21 protein-coding genes are annotated in these 26,221 nt (G+C 40.0%); 19 read left to right on the top strand and 2 right to left on the bottom strand.

Features of this window, described 5'->3' with window-relative positions; genetic code table 11:
• Positions 1–99 precede the first annotated feature (99 nt).
• The 9 genes from EL076_RS06210 (at position 100) to EL076_RS06165 (ending at position 12,756) form a co-directional block, all read left to right on the top strand.
• Entirely contained in the window at positions 100–1,176 is a 1,077-nt protein-coding gene (locus EL076_RS06210; protein ID WP_126429685.1) for an aspartate-semialdehyde dehydrogenase, read from the top strand.
• Positions 1,177–1,559: 383 nt separating this feature from the next.
• Complete coding sequence (gene dapA / locus EL076_RS06205; protein WP_126429683.1) at positions 1,560–2,495, top strand: 4-hydroxy-tetrahydrodipicolinate synthase; 936 nt, start codon at positions 1,560–1,562, stop codon at positions 2,493–2,495.
• A 156-nt stretch (positions 2,496–2,651) separates the two neighbouring features.
• Complete coding sequence (gene rnc, locus EL076_RS06200) at positions 2,652–3,341, top strand: ribonuclease III (RefSeq protein WP_126429681.1); 690 nt, start codon at positions 2,652–2,654, stop codon at positions 3,339–3,341.
• 2 nt (positions 3,342–3,343) lie between these two features.
• Complete coding sequence (gene smc, locus EL076_RS06195) at positions 3,344–6,877, top strand: chromosome segregation protein SMC (protein WP_126429679.1); 3,534 nt, start codon at positions 3,344–3,346, stop codon at positions 6,875–6,877.
• A 510-nt stretch (positions 6,878–7,387) separates the two neighbouring features.
• Positions 7,388–8,431, top strand: a complete 1,044-nt coding sequence (gene pheS, locus EL076_RS06185; RefSeq protein ID WP_048788044.1) for a phenylalanine--tRNA ligase subunit alpha — start codon at positions 7,388–7,390, stop codon at positions 8,429–8,431.
• Positions 8,432–8,447: 16 nt separating this feature from the next.
• The gene (locus EL076_RS06180; RefSeq protein WP_064519832.1) at positions 8,448–8,966 is read left to right on the top strand and encodes a GNAT family N-acetyltransferase; all 519 of its coding nucleotides are present in this window, start codon (positions 8,448–8,450) and stop codon (positions 8,964–8,966) included.
• A gap of 296 nt (positions 8,967–9,262) precedes the next feature.
• Complete coding sequence (gene pheT / locus EL076_RS06175) at positions 9,263–11,677, top strand: phenylalanine--tRNA ligase subunit beta (RefSeq protein ID WP_408055273.1); 2,415 nt, start codon at positions 9,263–9,265, stop codon at positions 11,675–11,677.
• A 68-nt stretch (positions 11,678–11,745) separates the two neighbouring features.
• Positions 11,746–12,327, top strand: coding sequence for a hypothetical protein (locus EL076_RS06170; protein ID WP_126429675.1), 582 nt, complete (start codon positions 11,746–11,748; stop codon positions 12,325–12,327).
• Between the two features lie 90 nt (positions 12,328–12,417).
• Positions 12,418–12,756, top strand: coding sequence for an ATP cone domain-containing protein (locus EL076_RS06165; RefSeq protein ID WP_002887879.1), 339 nt, complete (start codon positions 12,418–12,420; stop codon positions 12,754–12,756).
• A gap of 43 nt (positions 12,757–12,799) precedes the next feature.
• On the opposite strand, the gene EL076_RS06160 is transcribed toward EL076_RS06165, so the two are convergent.
• Positions 12,800–14,065: an aminotransferase-like domain-containing protein gene (locus EL076_RS06160; protein WP_003096861.1), complete on the bottom strand. Its 1,266-nt coding sequence runs from the start codon at positions 14,063–14,065 to the stop codon at positions 12,800–12,802.
• Positions 14,066–14,224: 159 nt separating this feature from the next.
• Here EL076_RS06160 and EL076_RS06155 point away from each other — a divergent pair, with 159 nt between their 5' ends.
• The 6 genes from EL076_RS06155 (at position 14,225) to nox (ending at position 20,148) form a co-directional block, all read left to right on the top strand.
• The gene (locus EL076_RS06155) at positions 14,225–14,755 is read left to right on the top strand and encodes a DUF5067 domain-containing protein (protein ID WP_064519838.1); all 531 of its coding nucleotides are present in this window, start codon (positions 14,225–14,227) and stop codon (positions 14,753–14,755) included.
• A 139-nt stretch (positions 14,756–14,894) separates the two neighbouring features.
• Positions 14,895–15,404: an ECF transporter S component gene (locus tag EL076_RS06150; protein ID WP_126429673.1), complete on the top strand. Its 510-nt coding sequence runs from the start codon at positions 14,895–14,897 to the stop codon at positions 15,402–15,404.
• Positions 15,405–16,262, top strand: coding sequence for a pyridoxamine kinase (locus EL076_RS06145; protein ID WP_126429671.1), 858 nt, complete (start codon positions 15,405–15,407; stop codon positions 16,260–16,262).
• Complete coding sequence (locus tag EL076_RS06140) at positions 16,252–16,782, top strand: ECF transporter S component (RefSeq protein ID WP_126429669.1); 531 nt, start codon at positions 16,252–16,254, stop codon at positions 16,780–16,782. The genes EL076_RS06145 and EL076_RS06140 overlap by 11 nt, the downstream gene beginning before the upstream one ends.
• Positions 16,783–16,920: 138 nt before the next feature.
• Positions 16,921–18,459, top strand: coding sequence for an ABC-F family ATP-binding cassette domain-containing protein (locus tag EL076_RS06135; RefSeq protein ID WP_126429667.1), 1,539 nt, complete (start codon positions 16,921–16,923; stop codon positions 18,457–18,459).
• A gap of 315 nt (positions 18,460–18,774) precedes the next feature.
• Positions 18,775–20,148: a H2O-forming NADH oxidase gene (gene nox, locus EL076_RS06130; RefSeq protein ID WP_126429665.1), complete on the top strand. Its 1,374-nt coding sequence runs from the start codon at positions 18,775–18,777 to the stop codon at positions 20,146–20,148.
• A 92-nt stretch (positions 20,149–20,240) separates the two neighbouring features.
• Here nox and EL076_RS06125 read toward each other — a convergent pair whose 3' ends face one another.
• Entirely contained in the window at positions 20,241–21,227 is a 987-nt protein-coding gene (locus EL076_RS06125; RefSeq protein WP_126429663.1) for an L-lactate dehydrogenase, read from the bottom strand.
• A 220-nt stretch (positions 21,228–21,447) separates the two neighbouring features.
• On the opposite strand from EL076_RS06125, the gene gyrA reads away from it, so the two are divergent.
• The 4 genes from gyrA (at position 21,448) to EL076_RS06105 (ending at position 26,197) form a co-directional block, all read left to right on the top strand.
• On the top strand, positions 21,448–23,916 hold the full coding sequence (gene gyrA / locus EL076_RS06120; protein WP_003094494.1) for a DNA gyrase subunit A: 2,469 nt from the start codon (positions 21,448–21,450) through the stop codon (positions 23,914–23,916).
• Positions 23,916–24,677, top strand: coding sequence for a class A sortase (locus EL076_RS06115; RefSeq protein WP_003094436.1), 762 nt, complete (start codon positions 23,916–23,918; stop codon positions 24,675–24,677). Before gyrA ends, EL076_RS06115 begins: the two co-directional genes overlap by 1 nt.
• A 36-nt stretch (positions 24,678–24,713) precedes the next feature.
• Positions 24,714–25,115, top strand: coding sequence for an SMU1112c/YaeR family gloxylase I-like metalloprotein (gene gloA2, locus EL076_RS06110; protein WP_126429661.1), 402 nt, complete (start codon positions 24,714–24,716; stop codon positions 25,113–25,115).
• A gap of 113 nt (positions 25,116–25,228) precedes the next feature.
• Positions 25,229–26,197 carry a DUF1002 domain-containing protein gene (locus EL076_RS06105; RefSeq protein ID WP_126429659.1) on the top strand — a complete coding sequence of 323 codons (969 nt, stop codon included), beginning with the start codon at positions 25,229–25,231 and terminating at the stop codon, positions 26,195–26,197.
• The last annotated feature ends 24 nt before the right edge of the window (positions 26,198–26,221 follow it).

Raw genomic sequence — 26,221 nt, 5'->3', positions numbered from 1 at the left:
CTTTATTCTTGGCTTTTTTACCCTTTTCAACTGGACTTAAACGTAGTATAATAGATTCACTAAACTAAATTGATAGAAAATTCCGAAAGAGGTTTAACTATGGGATACACAGTTGCTGTTGTCGGTGCTACAGGTGCCGTTGGTGCTCAAATGATCAAAATGTTGGAAGAATCAACACTTCCAATCGATAAAATTCGCTACCTTGCGTCTGCTCGTTCTGCAGGAAAAGTCTTGCAGTTTAAAGGTCAAGACGTGACCATCGAAGAAACGACTGAAGACGCATTTGAAGGTGTAGACATTGCACTTTTCTCAGCTGGTGGATCTACCTCTGCTAAATATGCACCATACGCTGTTAAAGCCGGTGCAGTAGTCGTTGATAACACATCTTTCTTCCGTCAAAATCCAGATGTGCCATTGGTTGTACCTGAGGTCAATGCACATGCACTCGATGCTCACAACGGTATTATCGCTTGCCCTAACTGTTCAACGATTCAAATGATGGTTGCCCTTGAGCCAGTTCGTCAAAAATGGGGCTTGGACCGTATCATCGTGTCAACTTACCAAGCCGTATCAGGTGCTGGTATGGGAGCAATCCTTGAAACACAACGTGAGTTGAAAGAAGTTTTGAATGACGGCGTTAACCCACGTGATGTTAAAGCTGAAATCTTGCCATGTGGTGGTGATAAGAAACACTTCCCAATCGCCTTCAACGCCTTGGCTCAAATCGACGTCTTCACTGAAAATGACTATACTTACGAAGAAATGAAGATGACAAACGAAACTAAGAAAATCATGGAAGACGACAGCATTGCTGTATCAGCAACATGTGTACGTATTCCAGTTTTGTCAGCTCACTCAGAGTCAGTCTATATTGAAACAAAAGAAGTGGCACCAATTGACGAAGTGAAAGCTGCTATTGCAGAATTCCCTGGTGCAGTTCTTGAAGACGATGTTGCTAACCAAGTCTACCCACAAGCTGTTAACGCTGTAGGTTCACGTGATACATTCGTTGGACGTATCCGTAAAGATTTGGATGCTGAAAAAGGTATCCACATGTGGGTTGTTTCAGATAACCTCCTTAAAGGTGCCGCTTGGAACTCAGTCCAAATCGCAGAAACACTTCACGAACGTGGTTTGGTTCGCCCAACTTCAGAATTAAAATTTGAATTGAAATAGGGAACAAAACAGAAATCAGTAACTCGAAGAGTTTGATTTCTCCTTCGCTTTTATAATTTAAGGCTCAGGCTATAAAAGTCCACTAGACTTTTATACTCCCCCCGCACAGTTGATTAGGAAGTACGAATGTTGCAGACATGAGTAGTTCCAATCAAACACTGCGTTATGATTCAGGAATTAGTAAGGATTTAGTGTTGTATTTGAATACTAAATTCAAGCTGAATCCTATAAAGCAGAGAGACTTCTCTCTGTTTTTTTGTGTTTTGACTATCATATTGAAACAGTCAGTTCTCACGTTTTCAGAAAATTGTTAACTTATCTGTCTGTCTGGTCAAAATTATGGTAAAATGGAAAGGGTTAGAAAACGGTTGAAGGAGAATATTATGTCAATTGATCAATTAAGAGATGTCAAACTGATTACAGCCCTTATTACACCTTTCCACGAAGATGGCTCTATCAATTACGATGCGCTTCCAGAATTGATTGAGCATCTTTTGGCTCACCATACAGAAGCTCTTCTTTTGGCGGGGACAACAGCTGAAAGTCCAACACTTACTCACGATGAGGAGTTGGAACTCTTTGCGGCTGTTCAGAAAATCGTTAATGGACGTGTGCCATTAATTGCTGGTGTCGGTACTAACGATACACGCGACTCTATCGAGTTTGCCAAAGAAGTTGCTAAATTTGGTGGTTTTGCAGCTGGTCTTGCTATCGTTCCATACTACAACAAGCCATCACAAGAAGGTATGTACCAACACTTCAAAGCTATTGCGGACGCTTCTGATTTGCCAATTATCATCTACAACATCCCTGGGCGTGTGGTTGTTGAAATGGCTCCTGATACCATGCTTCGTTTGGCTGAACATCCAAATATTATCGGTGTTAAAGAATGTACCAGCCTTGCTAATATGGCCTACCTTATCGAACATAAACCAGAAGATTTCTTGGTTTATACCGGTGAAGATGGGGATGCCTTCCACGCTATGAACCTTGGAGCTAACGGTGTTATCTCAGTAGCCTCTCATACAAATGGTGGTGAGATGCATGCCATGCTTGAAGCTATTGAAAATAGTGACCTCAAGACAGCAGCAGCTATCCAACGTAAATTTATTCCTAAAGTTAACGCTCTCTTCTCAGTTCCAAGTCCTGCACCTGTCAAGGCTGTTCTTAACCATCTTGGTTTCGAAGTTGGACCACTTCGTTTGCCATTGGTTGCATGTACTTCAGAAGAAGCCAAACGTATCATCAAGGTTGTCCTTGAAGAAGATGTCGAAGCAACACGTGAGACAGTTACAGGTGTCGTTCGTCCAGATTATTAAGAAAATGAAGTTGAGTAGCTTGCTCAGCTTTTTTAGTTGAATAGGTTAAATCTCACAAATTCAGCAGATATAGGGTCTAAAAGCAGTTTTCTATCATGAAAATTGGCTTTTTTTGATATAATTATAGTTAGTGTGCTTAAAAAGAAAGGAAGTTTCATGAATCAACTTGAACAAAAACTTGAGCAGGATTTTGGTATTGTTTTTAGCCAAAAAGACCTCTTAGAAACAGCATTTACCCATACCTCATATGCCAATGAGCACCGCCTCCTAAACATTTCACATAATGAACGTTTGGAATTTTTAGGAGACGCGGCTCTGCAACTAGTCATTTCTGTTTATCTTTACAAACGCTACCCTAACAAGCCAGAGGGGGAAATGTCTAAGATGCGTAGCACTATCGTTCGTGAAGAGAGCTTAGCCGGATTTTCGAAGGCTTGTGGTTTCGAGCAGTATATTCGTCTTGGTAAAGGTGAAGAAAAATCTGGAGGCCGTGAACGTGCCACTATTCTTGGTGACCTCTGGGAGGCCTTCCTTGGAGCCCTTTATCTGGATCAAGGTTTGCCTGCTGTTGAGAAATTTTTGAATCAGGTCATGATTCCTCAGGTTGAAAAGGGAAACTTTGACCGAGTAACAGACTATAAGACGGCCCTTCAAGAGCGTCTTCAGGTTAATGGTACGGTTGATATTACTTATACCGTTATTGACGAGTCTGGACCAGCTCATGCCAAAGAATTTACTATGCAGGTAGCTGTTGATGGTAAAGAACTCAGCACAGGTCTTGGAAAATCTAAGAAATTAGCTGAACAGGCAGCGGCTAAGGCTGCCCTTGAACAACTAGGAAATTAAGCATGTATTTGAAATCAATTGAAATGCAGGGCTTTAAATCCTTTGCGGACAAGACGCAAGTCGTCTTTGACAAGGGAGTAACAGCCGTTGTAGGTCCAAATGGATCGGGAAAATCAAATATTACAGAGAGTCTACGCTGGGCACTGGGTGAATCCTCTGCCAAGAGTTTGCGTGGGGGCAAGATGCCTGACGTTATTTTTGCGGGGACAGAGGTTCGTAAGGCTCTCAACTATGCGGAAGTGGCAGTCACTCTTGATAACAGTGACGGCTTTATCGCGGGTGCTGGTGAAACCATTCGTGTGGAGCGTCACATTTATCGAAACGGTGACAATGATTACTTGATTGAGGGTCGTAAGGTTCGTCTGCGTGATATTCATGACCTTTTCATGGATACAGGTTTAGGGCGTGATTCTTTTTCCATTATTTCCCAAGGTCGTGTTGAGGCTATTTTTAATGCCAAACCTGAAGAACGCCGCGCTATTTTCGAAGAAGCAGCAGGGGTTCTCAAATATAAGACACGTAAGAAAGAAACGGAAAGTAAGCTTAATCAAACCCAAGATAACCTTGATCGTTTGGAAGATATTATCTACGAGCTGGACGGTCAGGTTAAACCCCTTGAAAAGCAAGCTGCGACTGCCAAACGTTATTTGGAATTAGATGAAGAGCGTAGACAGACTCAGCTTAATCTTTTGGTCCACGATATTGAAATTGGTAAGTCTGAGTTGAGTCAGACCCAAGAGGATTTGGCAGAGGTCAAGGAAAAATTAACCAGCTATTATGAGGAACGCCATCATCTAGAGACTGAAAATCAAGAACTCAAGCAAAAACGCCATCAAATTTCAGAACAAATTTCTTCTGACCAGCAAACCTTGGTGGATGTCACACGTCTTATTAGTGATTTTGAGCGTCAAATTGATCTTTATACCATGGAGAGTCAGCAGCGTTCAGAGAAAAAAGAAGAGACAGCATCTCGTCTCAATGAGTTAGAGAGTTTGAAAGCAGAAGCTCAGGCATCACTTGATAAGGTTAACCAACGGAAAGTTAAATTAGATGCTGAATTGAATACTATTGCTCAGGAGCTGACTGCCATTCAAAAAGATTTGGAGCAATTTTCTGATGATCCAGATACGCTTATTGAACGTTTACGTGAGGATTATGTTGGTCTGATGCAGGAGGAAGCCAAGGTTTCCAATAGTTTGACTCAGGTCACCCACGACATGGACAGTCAGACACAAGCGCTTGAGGCACAAGCTGAAGAATTTAAACAAGCTCAAGCCGATTTGCTCTCAGCTCAGGAAGTGGCTAGCGAAACCCAAAAAGCTTATCAAGTAGCCAAAGAGAGTCTTCAAAGTCTTTTAGCTAGTTACAAAGAAAAGGCTCAGGTTTATCAAGCTATTGATAAGGACTATCAAGAGGCTCAAAAGCAGATGTTTGACCTCATGGATCACCTTAAAAGTAAAGATGCCCGTCGTCAAAGTCTTGAATCTATTCAAAAAAATCATTCTAATTTCTATGCAGGGGTTAAGGCTGTCCTTCAAAATGCCCAGTCCATTCAGGGAATTATTGGTGCTGTCAGTGAACACTTGACCTTTGATACGCGTTATCAGACAGCTCTTGAAATTGCTATGGGAGCTAGCGGGCAAAATATTATTGTTGAGGACGAAGCGGCTGCCAAGCGTTCGATTGACTACTTGAAGCGCAATCGTCAGGGTCGTGCGACATTCTTGCCGTTGACCACTATTAAACCACGTCAACTTAATGGACAATTTGCTCAAAGTCTTGCCAATGCACCAGGCTTTATTGGTATGGCTTCCGATTTGGTTACCTATGAAGAACGCTTATCTAATATTTTACAAAACCTCCTAGGGGTTACGGCAATCTTTGATACCATTGACAATGCTAATAAGGCTGCTCGAGCTGTTCGTTTCCAAGTACGTATGGTTACTCTTGATGGGTCTGAGATCCGTCCCGGTGGTGCCTTTGCTGGTGGTACCAACAAACAAAATAATAATCTCTTTATCAAGCCTGAACTGGATGAATTGACTGCTGAAATTAACCAGATCAAGGTCCAATTAAGTGATAGTGAAGCCAAAGTTGAAGCCCTTAAGACCAAACGTAAGGCTCTACAGAAAGAGCTAGATGATCTTAAAGTAGATGGTGAAAATGCTCGTCTTCAGGAGCAAAAACTAGATTTAGAACACCAACAAGCCCTGTCAGAGGTGGAGAAAAATCAAACCCTAGTGGATAGTTTCAAACAGGATTCTCAGGGAACTGATGGAGCAAATCTTCAAGATAAGGCTGAACAATTTAAAGCAGAGTTAGCACAAATTGCATCCAAGCGTGAGGCCATTAACGACCGTATTGAGGCTATTAAGGAAGACAAAGACGCTCTTGGCCAACAAAAACAGGTTCTCTTAGACAAGCAATCTGAACTTCAGTTGAAGGAACGTGATTTGCAAGCAGAATTGCGTTTTGCTAGGACAGAAAGTAATCGTCTTCAAGCCGACTTGTCTGAGTTAATGAAGGAATCGGATAATCTTCAAGCGCTCCTTAATAACCAGGTCAATGATGACCAAACTGATCGCCTTCCGCATTTGCAAGCACAGCATAAAGAAGCTGTCCAACGTAAGGACGATTTGGAACAAGCTCTTGTTCGTGCCAAGATTCAGCTGCAAGATTACGAAGGTCAGTTGGAAGATTTGGAGGAGCGTTTGGCTAAAGCAGGTAATCGTAATGAGGACTTGATTCGTCAGCAGACTCGCCTGGAAGAGCGTGAAAGTCAGATTAGTCAATCGCTTCGTAAGTTTGCGACCCAGTTGGCTGAAGATTACCAGATGACACTTGAAGTCGCCAAAGGTCAGGCTTGTCCTCTTGACAATGTCGACCAAACTCGCCAGAATCTGCAAAGTCTCGAGCGTTCGATTAAGGCTCTGGGTCCTGTCAATGTGGACGCTATTGCTCAATTTGAAGAGGTTAAGCAACGTCTAGATTTCTTGAACGGCCAAAAGGATGATTTGCTCGAAGCTAAGAGTCTCCTTCTGAATACCATAAATGACATGGATGATGAAGTGAAATCACGCTTTAAAGCAACTTTTGAGGCTATCCGAGAAAGCTTTAAACAGACCTTTACCCAGATGTTTGGTGGAGGTTCTGCCGACTTGATTTTGACCTCAGACAATCTCCTAGAGGCTGGGGTAGAAATTTCTGTGCAGCCACCAGGTAAGAAAATTCAATCACTTAACCTTATGTCAGGCGGTGAAAAGGCCTTGTCAGCTTTGGCTCTTCTCTTTGCCATCATTCGTGTTAAGACTATACCTTTTGTAATCCTTGACGAAGTAGAAGCGGCTTTGGATGAAGCCAATGTTAAACGCTTCGGGGACTACCTTAATCGTTTTGACAAGTCTAGTCAATTTATTGTGGTTACCCACCGTAAGGGAACCATGTCAGCAGCAGACTCTATTTATGGGGTGACCATGCAGGAATCAGGTGTCTCAAAAATTGTTTCAGTTAAACTAAAAGACCTCGGTTTTGACTAAAAATAGATTATATGTTCATGAAAGATAGTTGATAGCTTTATCACTATCTTTTTTATAGTCTCAAAAAAATTGAAATAACTTTCAGAAAAAATAAGGTTGCCGTGTCTATTTTACTGCTCATCTTTTTCAGTTTGAGACTAGGCTTGTTTGATACGGGCATTGACCATTACCTGAATGATTTTTCCAAAAAGAATAGTTTCAAAAATACCTTATTGAATTGACGTAACTGTAGGCACTTGAAAGCACAACTAATTTTTGATAGAATGGTGGTAATTAAATAGAAGTCGTAGAGACTAGTAACCTTATAGAAATTGACAGGGATTGGGGGTCATGGACTGGAAGCCTCCTCAAGGGAAGTTTGGCGAATTCACTCATGAAAACGGCTGACGAATCAAGGTCTGGGAAAACAGATAAAAAACGGATGGTACCGCGTGTCAACGCTCCGGGTTGGAGTTCTGGCATGTGGTTTTTTGTTTGCGATTCGAAATTGTCACATCAGAAAGGAATCTCATGGATTTACAAACACAATTGCAAGAGTTGAAAACCTCAACGCAGGCTAAACTGGCTGAAATGCGTGGTGAACACTCTAAGGAATTACAAGAATTGCGTGTTGCAGTTTTAGGTAAAAAGGGCTCTTTGACAGACCTTTTGAAGGGACTTAAAGACCTTCCTAATGAAGAACGTCCTAAAGTTGGTAAAATGGTCAACGAAGTTCGTGACGTTTTGACGGAAGCTTTTGACGAAGCCACTAAAATTGTCGAAGCCGCTAAAATTCAAGCACAACTTGACTCTGAAAGTCTTGACGTAACTCTTCCAGGACGCCAAGTTAAACTTGGTAACCGTCATATTCTTAGCCAAACAGCTGAAGAAATCGAAGACATTTTCTTGGGGATGGGCTTCCAAATCGTTGATGGTTTTGAAGTTGAGACTGATTACTATAACTTTGAACGTATGAACTTGCCTAAGGATCACCCAGCGCGTGACATGCAAGATACTTTCTATATTACGGAAGAAATTTTGCTTCGTACTCACACAAGTCCTGTTCAAGCTCGTACACTTGATAAACACGATTTTTCTAAAGGTCCACTTAAGATGATCTCACCAGGACGTGTTTTCCGTCGTGATACAGATGATGCTACTCACAGTCACCAGTTCCACCAAATCGAAGGTTTGGTTGTTGGTAAGAACATTTCAATGGGTGATCTTAAGGGAACGCTTGAGATGATTATTCAAAAAATGTTTGGTGCAGAACGTCAAATCCGTTTGCGTCCTTCTTACTTCCCATTCACTGAACCTTCCGTTGAGGTTGACGTGTCATGCTTCAAGTGTGGAGGTAAAGGATGTAACGTATGTAAAAAGACAGGTTGGATTGAAATCCTTGGTGCTGGTATGGTTCACCCACAAGTGCTTGAGATGTCAGGTGTTGATTCTGAAGAATATTCAGGTTTCGCCTTTGGTCTTGGTCAAGAACGTATTGCCATGCTTCGTTATGGTATTAACGACATCCGTGGTTTCTATCAAGGGGATGTTCGTTTCTCAGAACAGTTTAAATAAGGTTTAGGAGGTTGTCATGTCAGTCGTTATTCGTAAGGTTCTTCCGGAAGAAGTAGCAGAATTAAAAGTTATCTCCGAAGATACCTTTAGAGAGACTTTTGCTCATGATAATACCGAGGCCCAGTTGCAAGATTACTTCGACACCACACTTGCTGAGGAAGTTCTCTTGGATGAAATCACTCATGAAGAATCGCGTTACTTTTTCATTCTCGTTGATGGTGAAAAGGCAGGTTTTCTAAAGACCAATGTTGGTTCTGCTCAAACAGAGCAGTATTTGGACAATGCCTTTGAAATTCAACGTATATATATTAGTCAGGCCTTCCAAGGCATGGGTTTGGGTAAGCAACTCTTTGAATTTGCATTGCAGGAAGCCCGTGATCTAGGTTGTGATTGGGCCTGGTTGGGTGTTTGGGAAAGAAATTTCAAAGCACAGATATTTTACGATAAATATGGCTTTGAAAAATTTTCAGAACACAATTTTCCGGTCGGTGATGGTAAAGTGGACTGCGATTGGTTACTAAAATTGAAATTATAAACCTATTATTAAGTTGATAGAGAGGAGTTTATAAGGCGATTAAACGTGTCAGTTCGTCTTCCTCTTATATCAGCTATACATATTCCTATATTACAGAAAGGATTTGAACCCGCCCTAAGTAGAGGTTTAAATTCTTCTCTCATTTATCAGTTGAACTGATAATTTTACAGAAAGGATTTGAATACGACCTCAAAGTTCGAGATTTAGATAAGTCGCTACTGAAATTAGGATTTCAGGCGACTTCCTAAAATCTTGTCACTTTGGTCCTTGCTCTGCAAGGACATGGTCTTAATATCATTATTATGCTAGTTAGTTATAAATGGTTAAAAGAGTTGGTTGATGTGGATGTTACCACTGCTGAACTCGCTGAAAAAATGTCGACGACAGGTATTGAAGTGGAAGGTGTTGAGACACCTGCTGAAGGCTTGTCTAAATTGGTTGTTGGTCATGTCTTGACATGTGAAGACGTACCTGAAACACACTTGCACTTGTGTCAAGTAGATACAGGAGATGCTGAAGGTCCACGTCAAATTGTATGTGGCGCTCCAAATGTCACTGCTGGAATCAAGGTCATTGTTGCCATTCCTGGTGCCCGAATTGCAGACAATTACAAAATTAAAAAAGGGAAGATTCGAGGCATGGAATCTCTCGGTATGATCTGTTCTTTGGCAGAACTTGGACTTCCAGATAACATTATTCCTAAGGAATTTGCAGATGGAATCCAAATTTTGCCTGAAGATGCTGTACCTGGAGATAGCATTTTCCCATATCTCGACCTTGATGACGAAATTATCGAATTGTCAATCACACCTAACCGTGCCGATGCTCTTTCTATGCGTGGTGTGGCTCATGAAGTTGCTGCAATCTATGGTAAATCTGTTCATTTCCCAGAAAAAACAGTTACTGAAGACAGCAAACCAGCTTCTGATAAGATTTCAGTAGCTATTGAAAGTGATAAAGTGGCTACTTATGCTAGTCGTGTGGTTGAGAATGTCACGGTTCAACCAAGTCCACAATGGCTGCAAAACCTTCTCATGAATGCTGGTATTCGTCCAATTAACAACGTAGTAGATGTGACAAACTATGTTCTTCTTTACTTTGGACAACCAATGCACGCCTTTGATTTGGACAAATTTGAAGATTCACGAATCGTTGCGCGTGATGCCCGTGAGGGGGAAAAATTGGTGACTCTCGATGGTGAAGAACGTGAATTGACTACTGAAGATATTGTTATTACAGTTGCTGACAAACCAGTTGCCCTAGCAGGTGTTATGGGTGGTGCTTCAACTGAAATTGACAACAATTCTAAAAACGTTGTTCTTGAAGCTGCTGTTTTTGATGGCAAATCTGTTCGTAAGACGAGCAGCCGTCTTAACCTTCGTTCAGAATCATCATCACGTTTTGAAAAAGGTATCAATAACGATACTGTCCTTGAAGCGCTTGATTTTGCAGCAGCTATGTTGCAAGAATTGGCAAATGGTACTGTTCTTGCAGGCCGTGTTCAAGCAGGTTCAGTTGATACAGAGCCAGTTCAAGTTTCTACAAGTCTTGACTATGTGAATGTTCGCCTTGGTACAGAATTGACTTTTGCAGATATTGAAGATGTCTTTGCGAAACTTGGTTTTGGATTGACAGGTGATGCCGATAAATTCACAGTATCTGTACCACGTCGTCGTTGGGATATCAGTATCCAAGCAGACTTGGTAGAGGAAATTGCACGTATCTATGGCTATGAAAAATTGCCTACGACACTTCCAGAAGCAGCAGGGACAGCCGGTGAATTGACTGAAACACAAGTACTTCGCCGTAAAGTTCGTACCATTGCTGAAGGTGCTGGTTTGACAGAGATTATTTCATACGCTTTGACAACACCTGAAAAAGCCATAGAATTTGCAGTGACACCAAGTAACTTGACTGAGTTGATGTGGCCAATGACTGTTGATCGCTCAGCCCTCCGTCAGAACATGGTCTCTGGTATGCTTGATACCGTTGCTTACAACGTCAACCGTAAGAATAGTAACGTTGCTATTTACGAAATCGGTAAGGTCTTTGAACAAAAGGGTAATCCAAAAGAGGAATTGCCAAATGAAATCAATACCTTTGCCTTCGCTATTTCTGGTCTTGTAGCTGAAAAAGATTTCCAAACCAAAGCAACGCCAGTTGATTTCTTCTATGCCAAAGGTATTGTTGAAGCACTCTTTGATAAACTTGAAGTTTCAGTTGACTATGTAGCGACAAAAGATCTAGAAAGCATGCATCCAGGTCGTACAGCTGCTATTGTACTTGATGGTCAAACTATTGGATTCCTTGGTCAAGTTCACCCACAAACTGCCAAAAACTATGGCATTCCTGAGACTTATGTGGCTGAAATTAACCTTAGTGCTGTAGAAGCTGCCTTGCAACCAGATCAACCATTTGTTGAAATCACAAAATTCCCTGCAGTATCACGTGATATCGCCCTTCTTCTCAAGGCAGAAATCACTCATCAAGAAGTTCTGGATGCTATCTACTCTGCAGGAGTCAAACGCTTGGTTGCCGTTAAACTCTTCGATGTTTACGCAGGTGAAAAACTTGGTGCAGGTATGAAATCAATGGCTTATAGCCTTACCTTCCAAAATCCAAATGACAACCTCACAGACGAAGAAGTTGCCAAATACATGGAAAAAATTACTAAAGCTCTCACTGAAAAAGTTAAAGCAGAAGTACGTTAATAGTTAGAAAATCCATCTGAGAAGATGGATTTTTAAGTTATTAGACGATATTACATAGAGGAGATAATTTGTTTTTAGAGTTCTTTAACGGGGTGTGGGGACATTACACTTTTGAATCTGATAAAGTCAATGTACTTATTGATGGCTTACCCAGTTTTGCTTATCCCTTGGGGCAATTAACATTTTTAATGTTAGTCTATAGGTTACTCGTTCATCAGTATGTTAAGAAGTTTTTAATCATGTCACCTCAGGATATTTGGGCTTGGCATAAAGAAACGTTTCGCAAAAGTAAATTATCTTTCATTGTTATCCCAATAGTCTATCTGTTTATTTTCGGAATGACCTATGTTTTGGTTGAGGATGTTTTAGCTACCGTCACAATTTACAAGGCTTATGGAGGACCTATATCTAAAAGCATTGATGGCAAAGTTGAACAAATAGATATTAGTCATGTTGGGTCTAAAACGAGTAGTGCTAGGATTAATGCTCACTTTGAAAGTTCTGACGGGCAGACTTATGACATTCACCTGATAAACGGCGATAAAAGAATTGCTAATCATATTCGACATAATCAGTCAATGTCCTATCCCTCAACTCTATCCTTTGATAGACATGGCAAACCACTTTACATTGCTAAATTCTGGGAATAAGCAGTCCGAATAGCTCTTTCAGTGATTTGCACTTGACAAATATGTAAATTCTCTGCATAATAAAAGAAAAAACTTGAAAAGAGGGTAGCCATGCAAATTATTAAACGTAATGGTCAAGTTGCTGAATTTGATCCTGATAAAATCTACCAAGCCATCTTAAAAGCAGCCCAGACTGTGTATGTTATTGATGATGCTTGGCGCCAAAACCTAGCTCAAGTGACTCGTAAAGTAGTGCTTGATCTTCAAGACGCCCAAGTGGAACGCCCAACCATTAACATGATTCAGTCATTGGTTGAAAATCGTCTTATGGAAGCTGGTTTTATCAATATTGCTGAACATTATATTTCATACCGTTTGCAACGAGATTTGGAGCGTAACGGTTATGGTGACAAAGTAATCGTACACCTACGCTTTGAACAGACTAAATAATAAAAAGCCATTGCTTTGATGGCTTTTTTGTGTGTCTGAGTTTTTAGTCTGTCATTTTCAAAAGTTTTAAAAAAGTCTTCAGTTCTTTTCCATGTCCTATTTGCATATAAGTCTCAGAACTCGGTCTTATAAAGGATGTTTCTAAAAAGCGAATTTGTTTCTGAGCTTTGAAATTCTCTAATGAGACCCCTTTTGGAAGCTTCCAGGTAATGTGTCTAGGAGAAATCTGATAGGGAATGGAAACCTTAGCTTGCTCGATAGTTTCGTGACTTTTAGCCATGGTTTCTTGAAAAAGATCACGCAATTTTTTTATATTTTTTTGGAACATGCCATTATCTAGGTAGACTGAGAGGGCCTTCTGCATAATGAGGTTGGTATCGTAGTCGATAAGCCCTTTGTGAGCCAAAAAGGTCGCTCTGAGATTTGGTGGTAAGACAACACTCCCCAGACGTAACCCAGGGAAAAGTGCCATGGAAAATGATTTGATATAGATGGTCTGATTTTGGGTATCGTAGTAGTGAATTGGTAGATTTTTACTATCGCTAAAGTCACCCATATAGTCGTCCTCGACGATATAGACATTATACTGTTTGGCAAGTTGGGCAAGCTTTTCTTTTTCACTAGCAGTGTAGCTCAATCCAAGAGGATTAGAGTAACGACTAATGGTATAGAAAAACTTAAACTGACCAGACTTAAAGTACTCCTCTAATAGTGTGAAGTCCAGACCATCAAAATTGCGATTGATGGTTTCGTAGGCTAGATTTTGACGATTGACTAGTTGGTTCATACGGTGGTAGGTAGGTTGTTCCAAAAGAATTTTGTGAGCACCATTACCGAAATCCATCTGTGATAGGATATAGAGGGCCTGTTGGCTTCCTGAAGTAATGACAATTTGATTTGAATTGACATAAATGTCGTCAGATGCAAGGCGATTTTTTAATGCTTCAACCAGTTCTTTTAGTCCAGCTTGCTCATGATAATAGTTGAAGAGGTAGTCTTGGTGGCCTGCTAAACTTTCATCTAAGCAAAGACGAAAATCCTCGTAGGCTAATTGATTATAGTCATTAAGGTTGAGTAGAACCTTATCATTGGATTTAGAGGCGCCCTCGAGAACATAATAGCCACTTTGGGGGACGGCATAAATATAGTTTTGATACTTGAGTTCCAAGAGTGCTCTTTGAGCAGTATCTTTACTGCAACCATAAGTTTGGCTAAGCTGACGAATAGATGGTAATTTACTTCCTTTCTCTAATTTACCATTTTGGATATCTTTGGTGATAGTCTCAACAATTTCTTGATAAATGCTCATAACTGACCCCTTACAGATTTTTTCTTATTCTACCCTATTTGTTCTCTGAGAGCAAGATGTCTGGAGATATTTGACAAGATTATTAGATTTTGACATAATAAAAAGGTTATTAGGAAATACTAAATTCCTATTTTAAACAAGTTTAAGGAGATTGTAAGAATGACATTTAAGAAAGTCTTAGGACTTATCGCTCTTGCCTGCTTAACCATTATTGGTTTGTCAGCCTGTACGCCGGATAAAGAGTCTACTTGGACATATGATAAAAACAAAATGCAATTTGTGGGACAAGATGCTAGTGTACAAGTTCTTTCTGCAACTAAAATCGAATCACCAGAAGGTCAGAAAGCTGTACGTGTTCACTATAAACTTAGCAACTCAAGTAAAGAAACCATGAATGCCTACACTCTTTTGATGAAGGTGGTTCTCGATGTTAAACAGGAGAAGGAAGAATTGAAGGTTGCGACAATGGTCTTCTCTAAAGATGATGACAGAGACAAGATTGCTAATAAGACCAAGATTGCTCCTAAGGAAGTTAAAGAAATCGTTGTTGACTATGCCGTTGTAGATTTTGATCATGAACTTAGCATTGATTTTTCTGATTACGGTACTGAGGCTAACGCGACTGCTAAGCTTTCACTACAAAATCTTGAAAAGGCACCTGTCAAATACTTTGATAAAAAAGCTCAATAAGTCTTATCACCACATGAATGTGTGGTGTTTTTTTTATTGTCTTAAATCTGTACCCAGACAGTAGCGGAAATACTATCTTGTTTAATCGTCAGAATTTTCATAAACTTATACTATATTTATTGACTAAGGAGTTTTAGGTATGTCTTCAAAACGTTTAACCATTTCTGCATTTTTCATGGCACTTGTCATTATTTTGAGCTCGAGTCTCTTATCTATTCCTGTGCCAGGAGGTCATTTCTATTTTAACGGGATTATTATTTTCCTAGTTGGTTTAATTTTCCCACCTACAGAAGCAGTTATTATTGCCGGAGTAGGTTCCTTTATTGGAGATTTTCTTTTCTACCCCCTTCCTATGTGGGTGACCCTAGTAACACACAGCCTTCAAGTTCTTGCTATTGCACTCATTGTTGGAGGACGCTTAGGAAAATTGAGTAAGTCTAAGGCAGCTTTAGGTCTCTTAATTGGGGCTATTATTGACTTAGTCGGATATGGCTTAGGAAGAGCCTTTATCTATGGAACGCCTGCCTATGCTATTATGAAGATTCCTTTTGACATTGTAGCTGCTATTCTTGGTTTAGGAATGGCCTACTACATTTATTTCCACACAGGTTTTGTTAAACAGTTTAAAAAGACCTGGGAAGGAAAATAGATGACCAAAGTAATTGTTGCCAATGACCTGGTTGGTCTAGGTAAGGTTGCTTTAACAAGTAGCCTCCCTATCATGTCAGCTTGTCAAACTGAAGTTCTTCCCCTACCAACAGTCCTTTTATCTTCGCATACTGGTGAGTTTGACAATATCTATGTGCGAGATCTTACGGATGATCTAAAGGGACTTTGTAAGCAGTGGGAGCACTTGGATTTTAGAGTAGATGGCCTTGTGAGTGGTTATTTTAAGTCAGAAGAAGCACTAAAGCGTGTAGGTCAATTGGCTCGCGATAAACAGATAGCTCTATTTGTTGACCCTATTATGGGTGACAATGGTTGTCTCTATCAAGGTTTTGATAGAAACTATGTAGAAGCTATGAAGGATTTCTGTCAACAGGCAGATGTCATCATTCCCAATCTGACAGAAGCTGCCTTGTTGACGGATACTCCATATCTTGAAGCAGGTTCCTATGACAAGGCTAGTATTGAGAAGCTTCTGAGAGATTTAAGCAAGATTGGCCCTCGAAAAGTTATTTTGACAGGTATCTCATTTGAGACAGAAAAAATGGGTTTGGCTTATTTTGATAAAGAGATTAATGAAACGGCTTATCTTATGAGGAAAAGTTATCAATCTCATTTTTATGGTAGTGGTGATTTACTAACGGCAATCTTATCAGCTGGTTACTTTTATGATCTTGATTTACTAAAGGTTTGTGATTTAGCCTTGGATGTCATGGATAGGGTTCTTTCGTCAACACTGTCCGATGGTCGTCCTTTAAAATATGGTCTTTGCTATGAGCCCCATATCGGTTATTTATTCAGTGGTTTTAATGCCCTATTGGAGGAGAAAAATGAAAAGTGATAAAACACGTGAATTAGTTGAATTGAGTTTGTATGCAGCTTTAATTATTGTGAGTGTACAGTTTATTCGTATTCCTTTTGGACCTCAATTTGTCCATCTGGGAAATGCTCTAGTGGTAATTGCTGTTTTGATTTTCGGTGCTAGAAAAGGTGCGCTAGTCGCAACAGTAGGGTTAGGGTTATTTGATATTTTCAATGGTTATGCCGCTGAAGTCTGGATTACTATTTTAGAATCTTTGATTGTCTGTTATGTTCTCTATCTTGTTTTTGAAAAGCTCCTAAAATCAAATGACAAAATGGCTAATATCATAATTATTGGGGTGATAGCTGCAGTGACGAAAATCATTCTTAATTTTGTCAAATATACGATTATAAACACTGCTGTTGCATCTCTACCTTTAAAAGCTGCAATGTTGGCTTCATTGGTTAAGATTGGTGGTACTTTTGGGACATCAGTTGTTACAATTATTGCGGTTCCTCTCCTATATCCTGTCTTTAAACGTATTTTACAGAGAAACTAAAGAGTTAGCAGGTTGGTCCTGATAACTCTTTTTAATTTTCCAGAAGCATAGGTCCAAATTTAAACTAAAAAATGGTAAAATAGTAGAGTTAATGTCAAGAAAGGAAAGGGCTGAAGACTGTTTTAGCCCAGATATGCTATGTCTATTTTAGAAGTCAAAAATCTTAGTCACGGATTTGGTGACCGTGCTATTTTTGAAAATGTCTCATTCCGTTTGCTCAAGGGTGAGCATATCGGTCTTGTCGGTGCTAACGGTGAAGGGAAATCAACCTTTATGTCTATCGTTACTGGGAAATTGCAGCCAGATGAAGGTAAGGTAGAGTGGTCTAAGTATGTAACAGCAGGTTACTTGGATCAGCATGCTGTCCTTGAAAAGGGTATGACCGTACGTGATGTCCTTCGTACGGCTTTCGATGAGCTCTTTAAAACTGAAGAACGCATCAACGAGATTTACATGTCTATGGCTGACGAAGGAGCCGACGTTGATGCTCTGATGGAAGAAGTAGGTGAGCTTCAGGATCGTTTGGAAACGCGTGATTTCTATACACTAGATGCTAAGATTGATGAGGTTGCCCGTGCACTAGGTGTTATGGACTTTGGTATGGACACTGATGTAACAGATCTTTCAGGTGGTCAACGTACCAAGATTCTCTTGGCTAAGTTATTGCTTGAAAAACCTGATATCTTGCTCCTCGATGAGCCAACAAATTATTTGGACGCAGAACACATCGCCTGGCTTAAACGCTATCTCCAAGAGTATGAGAATGCTTTTGTTCTCATTTCGCATGATATTCCATTCTTAAACGATGTGATTAACATTGTCTACCATGTTGAAAATCAAGATTTGGTTCGCTATGCAGGTGATTATGACAATTTCCAATCTGTCTATGCAATGAAGAAAGCTCAATTGGAAGCAGCCTATGAACGTCAGCAAAAGGAAATTGCAGACCTTCAAGATTTTGTTAACCGTAATAAAGCGCGCGTTGCTACTCGAAATATGGCCATGTCTCGTCAGAAGAAATTGGATAAGATGGAAATTATCGAGTTGCAGGCAGAGAAGCCAAAACCAGAATTCCATTTCAAGGAAAGTCGTACACCTGGACGCTTTATTTTCCAAACCAAAGATCTTGTTATTGGTTACGACCGTCCGTTGACCAAGGCTCCATTGAATCTTACATTCGAACGTAATCAAAAGGTAGCTATTGTCGGTGCCAATGGTATTGGTAAGACCACTTTGCTTAAGAGCCTGCTTGGTATTATTCAACCTCTTGAAGGAGAAGTTGAAACGGGTGATTTTATTGACCTAGGTTATTTTGAGCAAGAAGCAGAAGGCTCACGTCAGACCCCACTTGAAGCGGTTTGGGATGCTTTCCCAGCTCTAAATCAAGCTGAGGTTCGTGCAGCATTAGCCAAATGTGGTTTAACTTCTAAACATATTGAAAGTCAAATTCAGGTCTTGTCAGGAGGAGAGCAGGCTAAAGTTCGTTTCTGTCTCCTTATGAATCGTGAAAATAATGTCCTTGTTCTTGACGAGCCCACCAATCACTTGGATGTTGAAGCCAAGGACGAATTGAAGCGTGCTCTTCAGGCCTTTAAAGGTAGTGTCCTCATGGTATGTCACGAACCCGAATTTTATGAAGGTTGGACAGACGTTTGGGATTTTAATGAGTTAGTATAATCAAAAAGAGTGTTGATATCTTCTCAATGAGTTGGAGTGTCACTCACTCTTTTTTTGAGTGGCCAAAGAGCCAAGTAGTAGTCATTAGGGGTTGATAATAGCTTAATGATAGAGACTCTAGGGTCAATTAGTGATAAGAATATTTAACATAGCACACTAGTTAATATGGATTGAGCTAATAAAATGACGATTTTAAATCAAAATGTCTTATTTTGTTCAAAAAGTAACAAAGTTTGAGCATAAAACGTGTAACCGTTTTCCAATTGTGGTAAAATGGTATAGTAAACTATTATCAAAAGAAAGTTGGATAAACTTATGTCAAAAATCGTAGTTGTTGGTGCTAACCATGCTGGTACTTTTAGTATTAATACCATTCTTGATAATTACGGAGACCAAAATGAAGTAGTTGTTTTTGATCAAAACTCTAACATTTCATTCTTGGGTTGTGGTATGGCTCTTTGGATTGGTAATCAAATCTCAGGTTCTGATGGCCTTTTCTATGCCAATAAAGAAGGCCTCGAAAGCAAGGGAGCAAAAGTTTATATGAACTCACCAGTTGAGTCTATTGACTTTGACGGTAAAACTGTTACAGCTCTTGTTGATGGTAAAGAACATGTTGAATCATATGACAAATTGATTTTAGCTACTGGTTCACAGCCAATCTTACCTCCAATCGATGGTGCTGAGATTAAAGAAGGGAGTCGTACTTTCGAAGCGACTCTTGAAAACCTTCAATTCGTTAAACTTTTCCAAAATGCTCAAGAAGTTATTGATAAGTTGAATGATAAGTCACAAGACATCAAACGTGTAGCAGTCGTTGGTGCAGGTTACATTGGTGTTGAATTGGCTGAAGCTTTCCAACGCCATGGTAAAGAAGTTATCCTTATTGATGTTGTTGACACATGTTTGGCAGGATACTATGACCGCGATTTTACAGACCGTATGGCTAAAAATATGGAAGACCATGGTATCCAATTGGCCTTTGGCGAAACTGTTAAAGCAGTAGAAGGTGAAACTAATGTAGAACGCATCGTAACAGATAAAAATGCTTATGATGTAGATATGGTTGTTCTTGCCGTTGGTTTCCGTCCTAATACAGCCCTTGGAGCTGGTAAATTGGAAACATTCCGAAATGGTGCTTACCTTGTTAATAAGAAACAAGAAACATCAGTTAAGGATGTTTACGCTGTTGGTGATTGTGCTACGGTTTATGACAATGCTCTTGACGATGTCAACTACATTGCCTTGGCTTCAAATGCTGTTCGTTCAGGTATTGTAGGTGGACACAATGTCGGTGGTGGTGATGTAGAATCAAATGGTGTTCAAGGATCAAATGGTATCTCTATCTATGGTTTGAACATGGTTTCTACTGGTTTGACTGAAGAGAAAGCAAAACGTTTTGGTTTCAATCCAGCAGTAGTAGAATCAACAGATCTTCAAAAAGCTGCCTTCATGGAAGATGAAAATGACGATGTAACTATCAAGATTGTTTATGATAAAGATACTCGTAAAGTTTTGGGAGCTCAAATGGTTTCACGCATGGATATCTCAATGGGAATCCACATGTTCTCATTGGCAATTCAAGAAGGAGTAACAATTGATCGTCTACAATTGCTTGATTTGTTCTTCTTGCCACATTTTAACCAACCACTTAGCTATATTGCTAAAGCAGCTATCTCAGCTGAATAATATTAAACAGCTAATTCATTTGAATTAGCTGTTTTTCTTTTTTAAATACTAAAAAACCTCCAACTGGAGGCTTTTATTTAACTAAAGTAAGATTAGTTTTTTGAAGCTTCTTGGAATTCAGGGTTTTTCCATGCTTCATCAATGATAGCTTGCAATTCATCAGCAGAAGCTTTCATCTTTTGTTGTTCCGCATCGTTCAATGGGATGTTTACTGGACGTACGATACCGTGTGCACCTACGATAGCAGGTTGACCGATAAAGACGTTACTTACACCATATTGACCTTCTTGGAATACAGACAATGGAAGTACTGAATTTTCATCGTCAAGGATAGCTTTAGTGATACGAGCAAGGGCTACTGCGATACCGTAGTATGTAGCACCTTTTTTGTTGATAATTGTGTAAGCTGCATCACGAACACCTTCGAACAATTCAACCAATTCAGCTTCTTGAACGTTTTCTTTGTCTTTAAGGAACTCTTCAAGGTTGACACCGGCGATGTTAGCGTGTGACCAAACCGCAAACTCTGAGTCACCGTGTTCACCCATGATGTAAGCGTGAACTGAACGAGCATCGACATCAAGTTTTTCAGCAAGTGCTTGACGGAAACGAGCTGAGTCAAGTGAAGTACCTGAACCGATAACGCGTTCTTTAGGGAATCCTGAGAATTTCCATGTTGAGTAAGTCAATACGTCAACTGGGTTAGCTGCTACAAGGAAGATTCCTTTGAAGCCTGATTCAACAACTTGAGTAACGATAGATTTGTTGATAGCAAGGTTTTTACCAACAAGATCAAGACGAGTTTCACCTGGTTTTTGTGGAGCACCAGCAGTGATAACTACAAGGTCAGCATCCGCACAGTCTTCATATTTAGCTGCGTAGATTTTTTTAGGTGAAGTGAAAGCAAGTGCGTGGCTAAGGTCAAGCGCATCACCAACAGCTTTTTCAAACAATTGTGGAATTTCGATGATACCGAGTTCTTGAGCGATACCTTGGTTTACAAGTGCGAAAGCGTAAGATGAACCTACGGCACCGTCACCAACAAGGATGACTTTTTTGTGTTGTTTAGTTGCAGTCATGGTCTAAACATCTCCTTAATTTTTTATTGGGTTACCCCATACACTGCTTATTCTACCATTTTAAGTGATGGATGTCACGAAATATTAAGGAATTATCAAATGAAAGCGTTTTAGGGAACTGAAATATAAAGCGTTTTATGGTATAATATTATAGAAATTTTCCATTCTCTTTTATGAGAATTTAGAATGATTTGAATGAAAGAAAAGAGGCATTTTTAGAGTGCAAGATAATAATTTAATTGACGTTAATTTGACGTCTGAGATGAAAACGAGTTTTATCGATTATGCCATGAGTGTTATCGTATCTCGTGCACTCCCAGATGTTCGTGACGGTTTAAAACCGGTACAACGTCGTATTCTTTATGGAATGAATGAGCTTGGGGTGACACCTGATAAGCCTCATAAAAAATCTGCCCGTATTACCGGGGATGTTATGGGTAAATATCACCCACATGGTGATTCATCTATCTATGAAGCCATGGTTCGTATGGCTCAATGGTGGAGTTACCGTTACATGTTGGTTGACGGCCACGGAAACTTTGGTTCTATGGATGGTGATGGCGCAGCCGCTCAGCGTTACACTGAGGCTCGTATGTCTAAAATCGCCCTGGAGATGCTCCGTGATCTCAATAAGAATACCGTAGATTTTCAAGATAACTACGATGGTTCTGAACGTGAGCCAATTGTTCTTCCATCACGTATTCCAAATCTTCTTGTTAATGGTGCTACAGGGATTGCGGTTGGTATGGCGACCAACATTCCACCACACAATTTGGCTGAAACTATAGATGCCGTTGAACTGATGATGGACAATCCTGAAGTCACAACCCGTGAATTGATGGAAGTTCTTCCTGGTCCAGACTTTCCAACTGGTGGTTTGGTCATGGGGAGATCTGGTATTCACCGTGCTTACGAAACTGGTAAAGGCTCTATTGTTCTTCGTTCGCGTACCGAAATTGAAACAACAAAATCAGGTCGTGAGCGCATTGTAGTCACTGAGTTCCCTTATATGGTCAATAAGACTAAGGTCCATGAACACATCGTTCGTTTGGCCCAGGAAAAACGTATTGAGGGGATTACAGCAGTTCGTGACGAGTCTTCTCGTGAGGGGGTACGTTTTATCATCGAAGTGCGTCGCGATGCATCTGCCAACGTAATCTTGAACAATTTGTTCAAATTAACGCAACTTCAGACAAACTTCAGCTTCAATATGTTGGCCATTGAAAAGGGTGTGCCCAAAATCCTTTCCTTGCGTCAAATTTTGGCTGACTATATTGCTCACCAACAAGAGGTTGTGGTCCGTCGTACACAGTTTGATAAGGATAAGGCTGAAGCACGTGCCCATATTTTAGAAGGCTTGTTAATTGCGCTTGATCATCTGGATGAAGTGATTACGATTATTCGTAACAGTCAAACTGATGCAGAGGCTCAAGCCGAGTTGATGGCTCGCTTTGAACTCACTGAACGTCAAAGTCAGGCCATTCTTGATATGCGTTTGCGTCGTTTGACCGGTTTGGAACGCGATAAGATTCAGAATGAGTACAATGATCTCCTTGCTTTGATTGCTGATTTGGCTGATATTTTGGCAAAACCAGAACGTGTCATTGCTATCATCAAGGAAGAGTTGGATGAAAGTAAGCGTAAATTCGCAGATGCCCGTCGTACAGAATTGATGGTCGGTGAAGTTGTCTCACTTGAAGATGAAGATCTAATCGAAGAAGAAGATGTCGTTATCACTCTTTCTAGCAAGGGATATATCAAACGATTGGCTCAAGACGAATTTCGTTCTCAGAAACGTGGAGGACGTGGAGTTCAAGGAACAGGTGTGAACGATGACGACTTTGTTCGAGATATTGTCTCAACAAGCACTCATGATCACCTTTACTTTATGACCAACAAAGGGCGTGTATACCGTCTCAAGGGGTATGAAATCCCTGAGTATGGTCGTACGGCCAAAGGCTTACCTATTGTCAATCTCTTGAAATTGGATGAAGGTGAGACAATTCAAACAGTGATTAATGCTAAGAGTGATGAAGCATCAGATAACAACCACCTTGTCTTTGTAACTCGCCAAGGTTTAGTGAAACGAACTAAAGAAGCAGAATTCAAAAATATCCGTCAAAATGGATTGATTGCCTTGAAACTTAGAGAAGGTGACGAGCTAATCAATGTCTTCTTGACTACTGGTAATGAAGAAATTATTATTGGTACTAAATTTGGTTACAGTGTGCGTTTCAAAGAGGATACTATTCGCAGTATGAGTCGTATGGCCGCTGGTGTTAAAGGGGTAACCCTTCGTGACGGTGACCAAGTCGTTGGTGCAGCAGCTATTACTGAAGACCAAGAAGTCTTGATTGTCACCGAAAAAGGTTACGGTAAGCGTACCTCAGCTACTGAATACCCAACTAAGGGGCGTGGTGGTAAAGGTATTAAGACAGCTAATATCACTGATAAAAATGGTAACCTAGCAGGTATTGTAACAGTTTCTGGTGATGAGGATATTATGGTCATAACTGATACGGGTGTTATTATCCGTACCGCAGTTGCTAATATCTCGCAAACTGGTCGTGCAACTCAAGGGGTTAAGGTCATGCGTTTAGATGATACTGCTCGTATTGTCACCTTTGCTTTGGTTGAACCTGAAGAAGTTGATCAAGTTACTGAAGACCAAGAAAGTGGTGATAACTAATGAGAAAAGATAACAAAAATAAGACTCCTAAAAAGCATCGTAAGTGGCTTGAGGTCCTTCGTTGGATCTTGATTGTTGTTCTCTTGGTTGTTGGTTTAGCTTTAATTTTCAATAAATCGATTCGAAACACTGTAATTGCTTGGAATACTAATAAATATCAAGTAAGTAAGGTTTCTAAAAAGACAATAGAGAAAAACAAGGAAGCTGAGGCAAGTTATGACTTTGATACGGTTAAATCTGTTAGTACAGAGTCGGTATTGCAAGCCCAGATAGGTGCCCAAGAACTTCCAGTTGTTGGTGGAATTGCTATCCCTGAGGTTGGTATTAATCTCCCTATTTTCAAAGGACTTGGCAATACAGAGCTTACCTACGGTGCTGGAACTATGAAGGAAAACCAAGTCATGGGTGGTGAAAACAACTATTCACTAGCTAGCCACCACGTCTTTGGTATTGCCGGTGCATCTGATATGCTATTTTCACCACTAGATAAGGCTAAGGAAGGCATGAAGATTTATCTTACGGATAAAAATAAGGTCTACACCTATGTTATCAGTGAGGTAAAAATTGTTCAACCAACTGAAGTAGCAGTGGTTGATGACACTCCTGGCAAATCTGAAGTGACTTTGGTAACTTGTACAGATGCTGAAGCAACTCAGCGTACAATCGTCAAAGGTGAATTGAAATCACAGGTAGATTTTGACAAGGCAAGTTCAGATATTATTGAAGCCTTCAATAAGTCATACAATCAATTTCAAAGTTAAGAAAAGGCCATAAGGCCTTTTTCTATGGAGGGAAAAATGTTTTTGAAAACAATACACCATGTCGCTATCATTGTTTCTGATTATGATTCATCTCGAGATTTTTATGTTAATAAACTAGGTTTTGAAATTATACGTGAAAATTATCGTCCGGAACGTCATGATTATAAATTAGATCTACGTTGTGGTGATATAGAACTGGAAATCTTTGGAAATAAGACTAGTGATCTAGCCTATGTGGAGCCACCAAAACGTCTGTCTTATCCTGAGGCATGTGGATTACGTCATTTAGCTTTTAAAGTGGCTAATATTGAAGAGGTTGTCAAGAGTTTAGAAGAAAAGGGTATTTCCTGCCAACCTATTCGCAAGGACAGTTTTACTGGGGAAAAGATGACTTTCTTTACTGATCCGGATGGTCTTCCCTTGGAGTTGCACGAGTAGTTTTTTTGACCTTAATTTTTTAAGTCATGGTATAATAAATTCACGGTTGGTCTCATACCAGTCGTCCTTCAGGAGATTATGGAATAATATTCTATTTTCGAAAGGAAACACACATGAAATTGAAAAAACTTCTTGTTACTGGGATGGCTTTATTGGCTTCAGTAACAGCCTTCACTTTGGTTGCGCAAGCAGCAACGTCATCGCAAGTCCAAAAGGTTATTGATGAATCTTATGTTCAACCAGACTATGTGATGGGTTACTCATTGTCGGAAGAGCAACGTAATGAAACCTTGAATTTGTTAGGGTATGATAGTAGTAAGGATACCAATGTTAAGACACTTACGACATCTGCTTATGCGAATATCATGAATGTTGCTGACGATTCTAGTCTTCAGCTATATTCTTCAGTAAAGATTGCTAAGCTAGGTGCTAAGGAAACCTTGAGTGTAGAGATTGTGACACCGCAAAATATCACTAAAATCACTCCAGATATGTACCGTAATGCTGCCACGACACTTGGTATCGAACATGCTAAGATTACAGTAGCAGCACCTATTCCAGTAACTGGGGAAAGTGCCTTGGCTGGTATTTATTATTCTCTAGAGCAGAATGGAGCCAAAGTCTCAGATGAAAGCAAAGAGCTTGCTCAGGAGGAGCTTAAAACCCTTTCCCAAATCAATGAGGAAAATTCAGGTAAGAGTAACTATGATGCGGATAAGCTTAATGTAGCCATGACTGATATCAAGGCGGCAGTTGCTGATAAAGGAAATAAGTTGACTGAAGATCAAGCTAAAACAATTGTTCAGCAAACCATCAATAACTACAACTTGAATCTTTCTGATACACAAATCAATCTTTTAGTGAACTTTGCTTTAAATTTATCTAAGTCATCAATCATTGATAGTGCTAGCTTCAAGTCAAGTCTGAGTTCACTTAAAGATTCTATCGTTTCGAAAGCTGGTAATACCTTCTCTGGAATCAACCTAAACTTTAATGCTAACAAAGCAGTTGAGAATAGCAAAAATATTTTCTCAAAAATCTGGCAAGCTATCGTAGACTTTTTTACTGGACTTTCTAAATAGTGAAAGAGCTGTCCATTTGGATGG

Source organism: Streptococcus vestibularis (genome assembly GCF_900636445.1).
GTDB lineage: Bacteria > Bacillota > Bacilli > Lactobacillales > Streptococcaceae > Streptococcus > Streptococcus vestibularis.
Note: the sequence above shows the minus strand (reverse complement) of the source record. Positions and strands in the feature narration are given on the sequence as shown.

What these genes read in the sequence shown, in the direction of transcription:
- smc (WP_126429679.1), top strand. Translation starts at nt 3,344, where the DNA reads ATGTATTTGAAATCAATTGAAATGCAGGGCTTTAAATCCTTTGCGGAC.
- EL076_RS06145 (WP_126429671.1), top strand. Translation starts at nt 15,405, where the DNA reads ATGACCAAAGTAATTGTTGCCAATGACCTGGTTGGTCTAGGTAAGGTT.
- EL076_RS06135 (WP_126429667.1), top strand. Translation starts at nt 16,921, where the DNA reads ATGTCTATTTTAGAAGTCAAAAATCTTAGTCACGGATTTGGTGACCGT.
- gloA2 (WP_126429661.1), top strand. Translation starts at nt 24,714, where the DNA reads ATGTTTTTGAAAACAATACACCATGTCGCTATCATTGTTTCTGATTAT.
- EL076_RS06180 (WP_064519832.1), top strand. Translation starts at nt 8,448, where the DNA reads ATGTCAGTCGTTATTCGTAAGGTTCTTCCGGAAGAAGTAGCAGAATTA.
- EL076_RS06165 (WP_002887879.1), top strand. Translation starts at nt 12,418, where the DNA reads ATGCAAATTATTAAACGTAATGGTCAAGTTGCTGAATTTGATCCTGAT.
- EL076_RS06150 (WP_126429673.1), top strand. Translation starts at nt 14,895, where the DNA reads ATGTCTTCAAAACGTTTAACCATTTCTGCATTTTTCATGGCACTTGTC.
- EL076_RS06105 (WP_126429659.1), top strand. Translation starts at nt 25,229, where the DNA reads ATGAAATTGAAAAAACTTCTTGTTACTGGGATGGCTTTATTGGCTTCA.
- rnc (WP_126429681.1), top strand. Translation starts at nt 2,652, where the DNA reads ATGAATCAACTTGAACAAAAACTTGAGCAGGATTTTGGTATTGTTTTT.
- EL076_RS06125 (WP_126429663.1), bottom strand. Translation starts at nt 21,227, where the DNA reads ATGACTGCAACTAAACAACACAAAAAAGTCATCCTTGTTGGTGACGGT.
- EL076_RS06155 (WP_064519838.1), top strand. Translation starts at nt 14,225, where the DNA reads ATGACATTTAAGAAAGTCTTAGGACTTATCGCTCTTGCCTGCTTAACC.
- EL076_RS06140 (WP_126429669.1), top strand. Translation starts at nt 16,252, where the DNA reads ATGAAAAGTGATAAAACACGTGAATTAGTTGAATTGAGTTTGTATGCA.
- dapA (WP_126429683.1), top strand. Translation starts at nt 1,560, where the DNA reads ATGTCAATTGATCAATTAAGAGATGTCAAACTGATTACAGCCCTTATT.
- EL076_RS06210 (WP_126429685.1), top strand. Translation starts at nt 100, where the DNA reads ATGGGATACACAGTTGCTGTTGTCGGTGCTACAGGTGCCGTTGGTGCT.
- EL076_RS06160 (WP_003096861.1), bottom strand. Translation starts at nt 14,065, where the DNA reads ATGAGCATTTATCAAGAAATTGTTGAGACTATCACCAAAGATATCCAA.
- pheS (WP_048788044.1), top strand. Translation starts at nt 7,388, where the DNA reads ATGGATTTACAAACACAATTGCAAGAGTTGAAAACCTCAACGCAGGCT.
- EL076_RS06115 (WP_003094436.1), top strand. Translation starts at nt 23,916, where the DNA reads ATGAGAAAAGATAACAAAAATAAGACTCCTAAAAAGCATCGTAAGTGG.
- nox (WP_126429665.1), top strand. Translation starts at nt 18,775, where the DNA reads ATGTCAAAAATCGTAGTTGTTGGTGCTAACCATGCTGGTACTTTTAGT.